The following is a 13253-nucleotide window of genomic DNA, read 5'->3' on the forward strand; positions in this document are numbered from 1 at the left end:
CGCCCGTTTTCCGTTCACTGTTCGAACATGTAGGATCATACATGCCATTCAAGACGATCTACAATCTTTTGCCGGAAGCGATGCGCGAGAAGGTGTCGTGGGAGAGCAACAAGGTACCGCCATTTCCCAGCATCGATAACACTGTCTCAGGTCAGGTTTGGGCAACCATTCCCGGTGGGCACAAATGGCTGGGTTACTTTCAGGTTTATGACCGCGAGTTCGGACGCTATCACGGCAAGAGCCCGCGCGTTCTGGAAATCGGCGTCTATCGCGGAGCCTCGCTTCAACTCTGGCGCCGCTTCTTTGGCGACGGAGCAACCATCGTCGGTATCGACATCGATGAAAGCTGCACTGCTTTTAATGCTCCTGAACACGATATCCACGTGGAAATCGGCGATCAGAGCGACCCGGCCTTCCTGCAATCCGTTGTTGATAAATATGGCCCATTCGACATCATCATCGATGATGGCAGCCATGTTGCATCTCACCAGATCGCCTCGTTTAATGGTCTGTTTGACAAGGGTCTGAAGGAGACAGGCATTTATTTCGTTGAAGATCTGGAGTGCATGTATTGGGGGCACACAGATGCCTTCAGGGATGCGTCCGTCACGACTGTGGAATTCTTCAAGATGTTGATCGATATCCAGAACAGCATTTTCGAAGACTACACCTACAACGACTTTTCGGTCCAAATTCCAGGGTCCAGAACTCAATATGAGGTCATCGCGCTGGCAAAGTCGATTGCGTCGATCAAATTCGGGCGTGGATTGCTGCTGGTCGAGAAAGCGCCACAAATTCCGCCATTGACGCTGCATCTTTGAGTTCCGCCGCGCAAGCGCTCCAGATGAAATGCAGGCGCTTGCGACAAGACCCGTGGAGGCGTTGATGTCTCGACGGCTTTTGACGTGCTCTATCGTTAGAGGCGTGAGGGCCACACCAACTCCTAAAAGCAAGCTCTGATAACATCAGTATGACTGGTCTATCGGCGGTCCTTCTGTAATAACCGCTGGGGTTGATCGCCGGGGCGCATCTCGCATCTGTTGGGAAAATAGCCTCGCCCTATCCTGGAGTATCGGAATGGCCGCAAGGCTTGTTGCTTTGGTCATCTTGTTGGCCTTTCTCGCCAGCTGCGGCGGGCGTCCGGTCGGGGTGATGACGCCAACGGGGCAGGTGGTGCAGGGCACGACGCCGGTCAGCCTGCTGGTGGCGACGACACGCGCACCAGCAGAGGACAAGGCGGTGCTGTTCGGGGGCGAGCGCGGCACGGGCCTCAAGGTGGATGCCGTGACGGTCTCCATTCCTCCGGGTGCCAACCGCAAGGTTGGCCAGGTGCAGTGGCCGAAGAAGCTTCCGCCGGATCCGTTGAAGGACTTCACCACGATTTCGGTGGAGCCCGTCACCTCGGCGGCGGATACCCGCAGTTGGATCAAGCGCCATAGCCCGAAGGACCGGCGTGTTTTGGTCTTCGTCCATGGCTTCAACAATCGCTACGAAGAATCGGTCTACCGTTTCGCCCAGATCGTCCATGACTCCGGAACGGACGTCGTTCCCGTGGTCTTCACGTGGCCCTCGCGCGCCAGCATCTTCGATTATAATTACGACAAGGAAAGCACCAACTACTCGCGCGATGCGCTGGAGGAGATGCTGACGCGGCTTGCCAAGGATAGCTCGGTCAGTGACATCACCGTCATGGCCCACTCCATGGGCACATGGCTTGCAGTGGAAGCACTGCGCCAGATGGCAATCCGCAACGGCCATGTTCTGCCGAAGATCAACAACGTCATCCTGGCGGCACCCGATCTCGACGTGGATGTCTTCGGCCGTCAATATGCGAGCCTTGGCAAGGACAAGCCGAAATTCACCCTCTTCGTCTCGCAGGACGACCGGGCACTCAGCCTATCGCGGCGCATTTCCGGCAATGTCGACCGCCTCGGTCAGATCGATCCTGCGGCGGAACCCTATCGCAGCGAGTTGGAAAAGGCCGGCATCACGGTTCTTGATCTGACCAAGCTGCAATCGGGCGACCGCCTCAACCACGGCAAGTTTGCAGAAAGCCCAGAAGTCGTGAAGCTGATCGGCGATCGGTTGATCGCAGGCCAGACGGTGACCGACTCCGATGTCGGTCTTGGCGAAGCGATCGGCGCAGTCGGCATCGGTGCGGCACAGACGGTCGGCACGGCGGCGAGCGTCGCAATCAGTGCGCCAATTGCCGTCTTCGATCCGCGCACCCGCGAGAATTACGGGCGGCAGGTGGAGCGTCTTGGTCGTTCGGTCGAAAACACCGTTGGCTCGGTGGGCGATACGGCAACCAGCGTTGTCGATCCGCAACTCCTCGATAGCGGAAATCGAAGCCAGACGGATTGCTCGCTGCGCGCCAATCGCAACAGCGCGGCCTGCCGCAGTCGCTGATCTGCCAATATACAAACAGTATTTAATCGGCTATGACGGGGAAAAATTCCCCATCGGAGTAACGCGCCATGCGCTGGAAACGCACCCTTCAGCTTCTCGATGTCCATTGCGAAGGCGAGATTGGTCGTGTCGCCACCGGTGGCGTGCCGAAAATTCCGGGCGCCACGGTTGCCGAGCAACTGAACTGGCTGAACACCGATCCGAAGGGTGAGGAGCTTCGCCGCTTCCTGACGCTTGAGCCGCGCGGGACGCCGATCGGCTCCGTCAATCTGCTGCTGCCACCCAAGCACCCGGACGCGGATGCTGCCTTCGTCATTCTCCAGCCGGACCAGGCGCATGCAAGCTCCGGCTCCAATTCCATCTGCGCCACGACTGCTCTCCTGGAAAGCGGCATGGTGGAGATGAAGGAGCCCGAGACGATCGTGATGCTGGAAACCGCAGCCGGCCTCGTCAAGGCCACCGCCACCTGCAAGGACGGTCGCTGCGAAAAGGTCAAGCTCACCATGGTGCCGTCCTTCGTGCATGAGCTCGATGTCGAGATCGACACGCCCGACTGGGGCCGCATCCGCATGGATATCTCCTATGGAGGCATTTTTTATGCGCTGGTGGATGTGAGTCAGATCGGCCTCACCATCGACAAGGCCAACGCCGCCAAGCTCGTGGCCGCCGGGATGGTGCTGAAGGATATCGTCAACCGCGATATTCCTGTCGTGCATCCGGAAATCCCTGCCATCTCCGGTGTGGCCTATGTCATGTTCCGCGATACGGAAGAGGATGGCACCATCCGCACCTGCACCACCATGTGGCCGGGTCGAGCAGATCGCTCGCCCTGTGGCACCGGCAACTCCGCCAATCTGGCGACGCTGCACGCGCGCGGCAAGGTGAAGGTGGGTGACACCTACAAGTCTCGCTCCATCATCGGCACGGAGTTCGAGGTTGGTCTCTCCGCGCTCTCCCAGGTAGCGGGAAAGCAAGCTGTCATTCCCACCATTACCGGTCGCGGCTTCACCTTTGGTCTGCACCAGATCGCGCTCGACCCCTTCGATCCGCTGGCGGATGGCTTTGCCATGACCGATGTCTGGGGGCCGCAGGCGGGCTCGATCGGTGAGGCGAAAAAGTAGCCCGAAGTCACGCCAAGGCGCTGTTTTCTTCAGTGGAAAGGTGCTAAGCGGGCCGCACCCCATACATTGTTCTTCGCAAGGTCTTCACGCGCAAACTGCGAGACACCTTGCGCGGACCTGCTTGAGAGGCTGACAATGCAGACGATCACCCTTCGCCGCCCGGATGACTGGCACCTGCACCTGCGCGATGGCGCAATGTTGGAAGGCGTGATCGGCGATACCAGCCGCCATTTCGCCCGCGCCATCATCATGCCCAATCTCGTGCCACCCGTCGTCACCACGGCGGATGCGCGCGCCTATCGCGAGCGCATTGTCAAGGCCATTCCCGCTGGCGATCGCTTCGAGCCGCTGATGACGCTCTATCTTACCGAGCATACCAGCCCGGACGATGTGGAAGAGGGTAAGAAGAGCGGCCTCATCACGGCCGTGAAGCTCTATCCGGCTGGTGCCACCACCAATTCGCACGGTGGCGTGCGCGATATGGACAAGGCCATGCCGGTGCTGGAGCGCATGGCCAAGATCGGCCTGCCGCTTTGCGTCCATGGCGAAGTGACGACTCCGGATGTCGATATCTTCGACCGCGAGAAGGTCTTCATTGATACGGTCCTTGCACCGCTGCGTAAGCGTTTGCCGGAACTGAAGGTGACGATGGAGCATGTGACGACGCGGGACGGCGTGGACTATATCCGCGAGTCGGAGAAGAACCTTGCTGGCTCCATCACCACGCATCACCTCATCATCAACCGCAATGCCATTCTGGTCGGCGGCATCAAGCCCCATTATTACTGCCTGCCGGTGGCAAAGCGTGAGGAGCATCGTCTGGCGCTGCGCGCGGCCGCGACCTCCGGCGATGCCCGTTTCTTTCTCGGCACGGATTCCGCTCCACATGTCGATCCGCTGAAGGAATGCGCCTGTGGCTGCGCTGGTGTCTATACCTCCATCAACACCATGAGCTGCCTTGCCCATGTGTTCGAACAGGACAATGCGCTCGCAAAACTCGAAGCCTTCGCCTCACTGAATGGCCCGGCCTGGTATGGTCTTGCTCCCAATGAAGAGACGATCACCCTGGTAAAGCGCGACGAGCCAGTGGCATTTCCGGCAAAGATCGAGACGGGTGCTGGACCCGTCACCGTCTTTGATCCGATGTTCCCGCTCCATTGGGATGTTGAAAACTAACGTTCAAGCTGCCGGTTTATCCGGCAGTTTTTTTATCGATAGCTGACAAAAAGAGGAAAATGCCGATGGCCCAATTCAATTTCACCGATCGCACCGTGGTCGCCGAACTCGTCGCGAAGATGCTGTGGGAAATCAAGGCCGTCCATTTTAACTCTGAAGCGCCGTATACCTTTGCTTCGGGCATGAAGAGCCCGGTCTACATCGACATGCGCAAGCTGATCTCCTATCCACGCATCCGCTCGGCCGTCATGGATTTCGCCGCCGCCAAGATCGTCGCCGATGCCGGTTTCGAGAAGTTCGACTGCGTCGCCGGTGGCGAAACCGCAGGCATTCCTTTTGCCGCTTTCCTGGCCGAGCGCCTTGGCCTGCCAATGATCTACTGCCGTAAGAAGCCGAAGGGTCACGGCCGCAATGCGCAGATCGAGGGCCATATGCCGGAGGGTGCGCGTGTTCTGGTTATCGAGGACCTGACCACCGCAGGCGGGTCCATGTTCACCTTCATCGATGCGATCCGGGCCGCTGGCGGTATCGTCGATCACGGTATTGCGCTTTTCTACTACGGCATCTTTTCCGAAGCCGAGGCGCGCTTTGCCAACGGCAATGTGAAGCTGCATTACCTCAGCACCTGGCGCAACGTGCTGGAGGCAGCGCGCACCGAAAAGCTGTTCGACGACAAGACGTTGTCTGAAGTGGAGGCTTTCCTCGACAACCCGTTGCCGTGGTCGGCCCGTCACGGCGGCGTCAGCGAATTGCCGCAATCGTAATTTTGGCTGAACCTTGCCCGGCATATTGACCGGGACAAGGTGCTGCCGTTAAGCATCTAATCGATTTAGATTTGGAGGAAATCGGATGATCCTGTGTTGTGGCGAAGCCCTGATCGACATGCTGCCGCGTGAATCGACCAAAGGCGAGGCGGCTTTCGCCCCTTATGCAGGCGGCGCGGTCTTCAACACCGCAATCGCGCTCGGGCGCCTTGGCGTTCCATCCGCTTTCTTCTCCGGCATCGCCGACGACATGATGGGCGAAATCCTCAAAGAGACGCTGCGCGCCAGCAACGTGGATTACAGCCTCTGCGCCTTCTCCAATCGACCGTCCACCATTGCCTTTGTCAAGCTCGTCGATGGCCAAGCGACCTACGCCTTCTATGATGAAGGTACGGCAGGGCGCATGCTGTCGGAAAAGGATTTGCCGCATATTGGTGGCGAGTGCGAAGCCATGCATTTCGGTGCGATCAGCCTGATCCCCGACCCATGCGGCAGCACCTATGAAGCGCTCCTGGTGCGCGAGCACGAAAAGCGTGTCATCTCGCTCGATCCCAATATCCGTCCGGGCTTCATCCAGGACAAGCAAAAGCACATGGACCGCATCAACCGCATGGCGGCGATGTCGGATATCGTCAAATTCTCGGATGAGGATCTGGCCTGGTTCGGCCTGAAGGGCGATGAAGACACGCTCGCCCGCCACTGGCTGCACCACGGCGCAAAGCTCGTCGTCGTCACCCGCGGCGCGGAAGGCGCTGTCGGCTACACCAAGCAGCTTCGCGTCGAAGTGCCGAGCGAGCGCGTCGAGGTGGTCGACACGGTCGGCGCCGGCGACACCTTCGATGCCGGCATTCTGGCGTCCCTGAAGCTCCAGGGTCTCCTCACCAAACCCCAAGTCGCCTCGCTCACCGAAGACCAGATCGCTAAGGCCCTTGCCCTTGGCGCCAAAGCCGCTGCCGTGACGGTCTCGCGCGCAGGCGCAAATCCGCCTTGGGCGAATGAGATCGGGCTGTAAGGCCTCCGATAGAATGGGCGAGACATTGGTCCGAGCTGCGCAAAAGAGCGATCTTCCAGCGTTGCTCGACCTTTATCAGCATCTTTCGCCGGGCGATCTAGCTCCGAACTTGCCCGATGCCGAGGCGATATTCGATCAGTTTCTTGCCTATCCCGGCAGCGTTATCGTGCTGTGTGAGATGGGCAGCGTGCTCGTTGGCTCGTGCGTCTTGGTGGTGATACCAAACCTTACACGGGGTGGCTGGCCTTACGCGCTGATCGAAAATGTCGTGACCCATGGCGACTTTAGAAGGCAAGGGATCGGGAAGCGGGTTCTGGACTTTGCAACGGCTTCTGCTTGGCAGGCTGGCTGCTACAAGGCCATGCTGATGACAGGCTCCACAAGGCCGGAAACCCATGCATTTTATCGAAGCGCAGGGTTCGAACCGTCTAAAACCGGTTTTCAAAAGCGGCAACTCCCGGCAAGGGTGGAGAGAACTGAATAAGGTGCGACCAAGGCCCATGATCAAACCCGGATCGCCGTTTCCTCTTTCGCTGTCTTGATCACCACCATCGTCACGAAGCGCGCGACATTCGTCTGGTCACGAAACGGGCCAGTAAGATCGGGCTGTAATTCAACGAGCCAGAATTAATCAGCTGCGTCTCGGAGGCGACCCATGTCACCAGTGGTCAGCGCCTCCAGATTGGCTTCAATCTTCTCCAGCGACCAATCCCACCAGGCGAGTTGAAGCAACTGGGCGATGACGTCGTCGCCATATCGCATTCGAATGATCCCTGCAGGGTTTCCGCCGACGACTGCATAGGGCGGCACCTCGCGAGTGACGACGGATGCGGCAGCGATGATAGCGCCTGAGCCAATGCGAACGCCTGGCATGATTGCGGCATTCTGGCCGATCCAGACATCGTGTCCAACGACTGTGTCCTTGACCGGCAGGTCTTTATAACCAAATGTTTCTGGCTTGAAGATGCGGAAGGGGTAGGTTGTGAACCCTTCCATCGGATGGTTGGCAGAGCTGGTTACGAAGTAACTTCCACGCGCGATCTGAACAAACTTCCCGATGACGAGCCGCTCGCGCACCCCGTGCCCAAGAAAAGGCGCGAGGGTCGAAGCCGTGTCTTCCGGTTTTCCAGAGTGGGTGTAGTAGCTGTAGTCGCCAATCTCCATCCGCGGATGGTCGATGACGTTCTTTAAATAGACAGTGTCCCTGTAGACCGTTCCGTCAGGCAATGTGATCGGATGGATCACCTTCGGATCAAGTAATGCCATCAATTCTTGTCCTGTCAAAATCTAAGATTCACGATTGGTGGCAAGCTACGAAACGGGAGCTGTTGAATCCATTGCCCAACATCTATCGCCCGAATGAATGTTTTTGATGAGATGAAGGGTCAAACCCGGATCGCCGTTTCCTCTTTCGCTGTCTTGATCACCACCATCGTCACGAAGCGCGCGACATTCGTCTGGTCGCGAAACAGCCTGTCGCACAGCGCATCGAACTCCTCCATGTCGGTGAGACGCAGCATCAGCATCACGTCCATATCGCCGGTAATGGCATAGGCATGCGTTATTGCCTCCTCCGCTTTGACGAGGTCGAGAAAGCGACGCATGTGCTGTTCGCCATGCAGCTTCAGTTCTACAGACACCAGCGCCTTGATGCCTCGCCCGGCTTTTGCCGGATTGAGAATGGCAACGATGCGGTCGATAATCCCGGATTTGGTGAGACGCTGGACCCGGCGCAGGCAACTTGATGGAGACAGGCCGACCTTGTCCGCCATCTCCACATTGGTGAGCGACGCGTCACGCTGCATGAGGTTGAGGATAGTGCGGTCGATCTTGTCCATGAGACGATGATAAGCATGTAGAGACGGAGTGCAATAAAATTGCAGAAAGATGCAATATTTGACCAAAAACGCCGCGGGCCGCGGGCTATAGGATGGTGGTGCCCAAGGAGACACCAATGCCGCTCTTTCAATCCCTACTGCTAAAATCCCGCGAGACGCTTGAGATCTATTGGCTGCTGGTCAAAATTACGGTCCCGATTTCGGTGCTGACCGAGGTCCTGTCGCGATTGGGCCTTGTCGAAGCCATCGCTCCCGCTTTCTCTCCAGCCATGCACGCGGTTGACCTCCCTCCAGAACTGGGGCTTGCGTGGCTGACGGCTATGCTCGTCGGCATATGGGGTGCGGTGCCCTTGATCTTCACGCTTGTTCCTGTCTCGGAACTCAGCACGGCGGATGTCACGGTGTTCTCCGCTCTCGTTCTCTTCGCCCATGGCTTGCCTCTGGAACAGACGATCATCCAGAAGGCCGGTCCAAGCATGGTGGCAACCACGACGCTTCGTATCCTCGGTGGTTTCGTTTACGCGCTTATTCTCCATCACCTCTTCCAGGCCACCGGTTGGCTTTCAGCGCCCGTCGCTCCGGCATGGGTGCCGGGCGCCGTCACACCAGACTGGTCCGTTTATGTCTTGGGACTGGCCGAAACCATGCTGATGATGCTGGTCGTCCTGCTTCTCCTGTCATGGAGCCTTGAGGTGTTGAAGGTCACGGGGATCCTTGGCCTCATGATGAAGGGCATAGAACCTGTGCTGCGACTGGCGGGCATCAAAGGCGAGGCAGGTCATTTGACAGCCATCGGCCTTTTCTTGGGCATTTCCTACGGCGCCGGGCTTTTGATCCGAGAAGCACGATCCGGCGTCATCGCTCCACGTCAGATCTTTCTCTCCTGCGTTTTCATGGGCTTTGCTCACAGCATCATCGAGGACACGCTTTTGATGGTATCGCTCGGGGCCGATATCTACAGCGCCTTGATTGGGCGTGTCGTTTTCGCGATTGGCGCGACAGCAGCGCTGGCACTTGTGCTGGCATCCATATCGGATCGAGCCTTCTTCGCCCGGCTCTTCAAAAGCCAGCCTCAAGGAACCTAAGGCGAAACAAAATTCTCCACATTATCGATTACGGAAAATCCAATTCGTTGAAATTCTGTGCATCGTGCTGAATATAGGAGCAATCCTTTCCTTCGCGCGTTAGATGCTCTAGCATTCTCGCTTTCACGGAATTCAAAAACATGTCTGCTTTATCTTCCTCACCACGGGCGCAGAAGCCGTTCTATGCGTCCTTCGGTTTCCAGGTTTTCGCCGCCATGGTGGTGGGTCTCGTCCTTGGCTACATCGCCCGGGAGATGGGTCCGACGGAGGCCGGCCCTAACTGGCTGGTCCAAGCGCTTTCCACGGTCGGCTCCATCTTCGTGCAGCTTCTGCGCGCGCTTGTTCCCCTCCTGATCTTCACCGCCATCGTGGCCAGCATCGCCAATCTGCGAGAGTTGAACAACGCGGCGCGGCTGGTCTGGCAGACGTTGCTGTGGTTCGCCATCACGGCGCTGATCGCGGTGCTGATCGGCATCACGCTTGGCCTTCTGATCCAGCCCGGTCTCAACACCGGCGTGGAGGCCGCTGCTGCTGCGGCACCGTCCACCACCGGCTCGTGGCTTGATTTCCTCAAAGGTCTCGTCCCTTCCAACGTTCTCGGCCTGCAGGCCTCGACCAAGGTTACCCAGACGGGGGCCACCACGGCGCTGAACTTCAACGTTTTGCAGATCCTGGTCGTTTCGATTGCGGTGGGCATTGCAGCACTTCAGGTGGGTGAGAAGGCAGAAGCCTTCCTTTCCTTCAATCGGTCGCTGCTCGCCATCACCCGCAAGATGCTCTGGTGGGTCATCCGCCTGACGCCGATCGGGACGATCGGTCTGCTCGGCAATGCGGTCGCCGTTTACGGCTGGGAAGCGCTGGCTTCGCTCGGCTGGTTCTCCGCCGCAATCTATATCGGCCTCGCGATTGTTCTCTTCGTCGTCTACCCGGTGATCCTGGCAGCAAACGGCCTGAACCCGGTACGCTTTTTCGCAGGCGCATGGCCGGCGATCCAGCTCGCCTTCGTCTCCCGCTCGTCCATCGGCACGTTGCCGGTGACGGAACAGGTCACAGAGCGCAATCTCGGTGTGCCGCGGGAGTATTCCGCTTTCGCCGTTCCGCTTGGCGCCACGACCAAGATGGATGGCTGTGCTGCGATCTATCCGGCGATCTCCGCCATCTTCGTCGCGCAGTTCTATGGCCTTCCCCTCGGCATCCAGGAATATGTGCTGATCGTCTTCGTTTCCGTGCTCGGCTCGGCCGCAACGGCGGGTTTGACCGGGGCGACTGTCATGTTGACGCTCACCCTTTCCACGCTTGGCCTGCCGTTGCAGGGTGTTGGCCTGCTGCTGGCGGTCGATCCGATCCTCGATATGGGCCGCACCGCCGTCAATGTTGCCGGTCAGGCGCTGATCCCGACGATTGTTGCCAAGCGTCAAGGCATCCTCGATCAGGCGGCCTATGATCGCCATGAAGGCATCGACGCGCTCGATCCGGCAGCGACGCCCGCGGAATAGGTCCGCTCGCAAGCTTGAGAAAAAGCCCGCCCTGCAACGCAGTCGGCGGGCTTTCCTTTTGGACGCTTACGCGTGGTGACTGATCGACGATGAAAGGGCGCTCGGCGGATGGCCGACGATACGCTTGAAGGCGCGGCTGAAGGCGGCCTGGGAACCATAGCCGAGCTTCACTGCCGCCGTTTCGATCGGCATCCTCTCCTTGCCGATCCACTGCATGGCAAGGCGCATACGCAACTCGGTGAGGTAGCGCACCGGCGTCATGCCGGTCACCTCCAGAAACCGCTCGGCAAAGACGGAGCGCGATGCGCCCATCACGCCGGCCAGTTCGGCCAGCGTCCAGTCGTGACCGGGGTTGTTGTGAATGGCGAGGATCACGCGCCCAAGACGAGGGTCACGAAGTGCGGCGACCCAGCCGGAGGAATCGCCGCAGCCGCATTCCACCCAGGCGCGCACAATGAAGGCGGCGACCACATCGGCAAGTCGGGCGAGAATGCCGGCAAAGCCGGCGCGGGCCTGGCGCGTTTCCCGCTCCATCGCTTCCAGCATGGGAAGGAGTTCCGGATAGCGCGAGGTGAGCGTGTTGACGAACATCACTTCGGGCATCAGTCCGGTGATCGGGTGCATGGCCCCAAGATCGAACTCCATGCAGCCGCTGAATACCAGCACACGCTCTTCGCTGGGCACATCGGGTTCACAGGTCTTGATGGCGCTGACGGAGTTGCAGAGCGGCGCGGCATCCAGCGAACGGATGTTCTTGCAGGCAATGTCAGGATCGGAAAGCAGCGCGTGGGGACCACCCCGCGGCAACAAAACCGCATCGCCCGCATTCATCTTGTGAAGCGTACCGGAGGAGGTGCGAAGATAGACCGGGCCGCAAGCCACGAAATGAAACTGCGCGCGACCTTCCACCTCTCCAAAGGAAAACCCGAAGGGAGCGGAGGCTTCGATGCGGCGATAATCGAGGCCCACAAGCCGCATGCCCATCAACAACTCGCTGATGAGATCGGGTAAGGGGTGATTTCCGGACGTATGATCAAGCATGGCGGATTTTGTGGCATGGATCGTCCGGAAAGTCGAGTCTATGCTTCTGCCATCCTCTCCTCCCAAAGGACATACAGATGAACCCGACACCTAACTCCCTTCCCGCTGCGGATGGCCCAGAGGCGCCCGCCTGGGGCGCCGTCATATCCATGGCGCTTGGCGTCTTCGGGCTGGTCACCGCAGAGTTTCTGCCAGCAAGCCTCCTCACACCCATTGCCGCAGACCTCGGCATCACCGAGGGTGCTGCCGGTCAGGCGGTGACTGTCACCGCCGTTGTCGGCATGGTGGCGAGCCTGTTGATCACTTCCCTTGCGCGCAATATCGATCGCCGCCACCTGATGATGATCTTCTCAGGCCTCCTCGTTATCTCCAACCTGATGGTTGCCACGGCTCCAGGCCTGAGCGTACTCCTGATCGGACGCTTGCTGCTTGGCGTGGCGCTCGGTGGTTTCTGGGCCATGTCCACCGCAATCGTCATCCGGCTGGTCCCTGCGGCCAGCGTGCCCCGCGCGCTTTCGATGATCTTCAGCGGCGTGTCCGGCGCAACCATCGTCGCGGCGCCCGTTGGCAGCTATGTGGGTGAACTCGCGGGATGGCGCTTCGTCTTCGTCCTGACGGCACTGCTCGGTGTGGCCGCTTTGTTCGCGCAGTTTTTCACCCTGCCGAAGCTTGCGCCGACAGGTACCAGCAGCATCAAGACCCTTGGCACTGTGCTGAGGAGACCTGGTATTGCGCTCGGTCTTGTTGCGGCAACACTGGTTTTCGGCGGCCATTTTGCCTTCTTCACCTATCTGCGTCCCTATCTGGAAGCGGATATCGGTGCGGGCATCGGCATGGTTTCCGCCCTGCTGCTGGGCTTCGGATTGGCCAACTTCGTCGGCACCCTCGTTGCCGGATCGCTGATCAGCCGCAGCCTGAAAATGTCGCTGGCAGCACTTCCTCTTTTCATGGCGTTCATTGCAGTGATCTTGGTAACGACGGCGCCGCCTCTGCCGCTTGCCGCAGTGCTCGTCGCCTTCTGGGGCTTCCTCTTCGGTGCCGTACCGGTCGCCTGGTCCACCTGGCTGGCGCGCACCATTCCGGATGAAGCGGAAAGCGCCGGTGGCCTCCTCGTCGCCTCCATCCAATTCGCCATTGCCATGGGTGCGGCAGTTGGCGGCATCATCTTCGATCTCAGCGGCGCAATCAGCGTCTTCGGCACCAGCGGACTCATTCTCGCACTCGCCGCCATTGGCATCATGGTCGGTGTGAGGTCGAGGCCTGAAGCCAGCATGGCATAAGGCAAGCCAAAACTGACATCGCAAGCCGGGG

The 13253-nt window shown here is 59.2% G+C and carries 13 protein-coding genes and 1 pseudogene; 10 read left to right on the top strand and 4 right to left on the bottom strand.

What is annotated here, in order from left to right:
* Positions 1 to 41 precede the first annotated feature (41 nt).
* The 7 genes from ACTJKV_RS01290 to ACTJKV_RS01320 all read left to right on the top strand — a co-directional run bounded on the left by ACTJKV_RS01290 (position 42) and on the right by ACTJKV_RS01320 (position 6966).
* Positions 42 to 821, top strand: a complete 780-nt coding sequence (locus ACTJKV_RS01290) for a class I SAM-dependent methyltransferase (protein ID WP_062599229.1) — start codon at positions 42 to 44, stop codon at positions 819 to 821.
* A gap of 256 nt (positions 822 to 1077) precedes the next feature.
* A complete protein-coding gene (locus ACTJKV_RS01295) occupies positions 1078 to 2409 on the top strand; it encodes an alpha/beta hydrolase (protein WP_274100962.1) in 1332 nt (443 codons plus the stop codon).
* Between the two features lie 68 nt (positions 2410 to 2477).
* On the top strand, positions 2478 to 3530 hold the full coding sequence (locus ACTJKV_RS01300) for a 4-hydroxyproline epimerase (protein WP_274100961.1): 1053 nt from the start codon (positions 2478 to 2480) through the stop codon (positions 3528 to 3530).
* Between the two features lie 135 nt (positions 3531 to 3665).
* Positions 3666 to 4706: a dihydroorotase gene (gene pyrC / locus ACTJKV_RS01305; protein ID WP_440598397.1), complete on the top strand. Its 1041-nt coding sequence runs from the start codon at positions 3666 to 3668 to the stop codon at positions 4704 to 4706.
* A gap of 65 nt (positions 4707 to 4771) precedes the next feature.
* Positions 4772 to 5470 carry an orotate phosphoribosyltransferase gene (locus ACTJKV_RS01310; protein WP_440598398.1) on the top strand — a complete coding sequence of 233 codons (699 nt, stop codon included), beginning with the start codon at positions 4772 to 4774 and terminating at the stop codon, positions 5468 to 5470.
* 85 nt (positions 5471 to 5555) lie between these two features.
* On the top strand, positions 5556 to 6482 hold the full coding sequence (locus tag ACTJKV_RS01315; protein WP_440598399.1) for a carbohydrate kinase family protein: 927 nt from the start codon (positions 5556 to 5558) through the stop codon (positions 6480 to 6482).
* Between the two features lie 13 nt (positions 6483 to 6495).
* The gene (locus ACTJKV_RS01320) at positions 6496 to 6966 is read left to right on the top strand and encodes an N-acetyltransferase family protein (RefSeq protein WP_440598400.1); all 471 of its coding nucleotides are present in this window, start codon (positions 6496 to 6498) and stop codon (positions 6964 to 6966) included.
* 20 nt (positions 6967 to 6986) lie between these two features.
* On the opposite strand, the pseudogene ACTJKV_RS01325 reads toward ACTJKV_RS01320, so the two are convergent.
* From ACTJKV_RS01325 to ACTJKV_RS01335, 3 genes and pseudogenes are all read right to left on the bottom strand, one after another.
* Positions 6987 to 7070: pseudogene (locus ACTJKV_RS01325) on the bottom strand (Lrp/AsnC family transcriptional regulator); the annotation flags it as partial.
* Between the two features lie 39 nt (positions 7071 to 7109).
* On the bottom strand, positions 7110 to 7748 hold the full coding sequence (locus ACTJKV_RS01330; RefSeq protein WP_440598401.1) for a CatB-related O-acetyltransferase: 639 nt from the start codon (positions 7746 to 7748) through the stop codon (positions 7110 to 7112).
* Between the two features lie 119 nt (positions 7749 to 7867).
* Positions 7868 to 8320 (bottom strand): Lrp/AsnC family transcriptional regulator, encoded by a 453-nt coding sequence (locus ACTJKV_RS01335; protein WP_113272865.1) that lies wholly within the window; start codon positions 8318 to 8320, stop codon positions 7868 to 7870.
* Positions 8321 to 8436: 116 nt separating this feature from the next.
* Here ACTJKV_RS01335 and ACTJKV_RS01340 point away from each other — a divergent pair, with 116 nt between their 5' ends.
* Positions 8437 to 9405 (top strand): nucleoside recognition domain-containing protein, encoded by a 969-nt coding sequence (locus tag ACTJKV_RS01340; protein WP_440598402.1) that lies wholly within the window; start codon positions 8437 to 8439, stop codon positions 9403 to 9405.
* Positions 9406 to 9545: 140 nt separating this feature from the next.
* Complete coding sequence (locus ACTJKV_RS01345; RefSeq protein WP_440598403.1) at positions 9546 to 10901, top strand: dicarboxylate/amino acid:cation symporter; 1356 nt, start codon at positions 9546 to 9548, stop codon at positions 10899 to 10901.
* Positions 10902 to 10967: 66 nt separating this feature from the next.
* Here the strand turns inward: ACTJKV_RS01345 and ACTJKV_RS01350 are convergent, their stop codons facing one another.
* On the bottom strand, positions 10968 to 11942 hold the full coding sequence (locus ACTJKV_RS01350; RefSeq protein WP_130977203.1) for an AraC family transcriptional regulator: 975 nt from the start codon (positions 11940 to 11942) through the stop codon (positions 10968 to 10970).
* Positions 11943 to 12019: 77 nt separating this feature from the next.
* On the opposite strand from ACTJKV_RS01350, the gene ACTJKV_RS01355 reads away from it, so the two are divergent.
* Entirely contained in the window at positions 12020 to 13222 is a 1203-nt protein-coding gene (locus ACTJKV_RS01355; protein WP_440598404.1) for an MFS transporter, read from the top strand.
* Positions 13223 to 13253: the final 31 nt, after the last annotated feature.

Source organism: Agrobacterium sp. 22117 (genome assembly GCF_052045735.1).
Lineage (GTDB): Bacteria > Pseudomonadota > Alphaproteobacteria > Rhizobiales > Rhizobiaceae > Agrobacterium > Agrobacterium cavarae.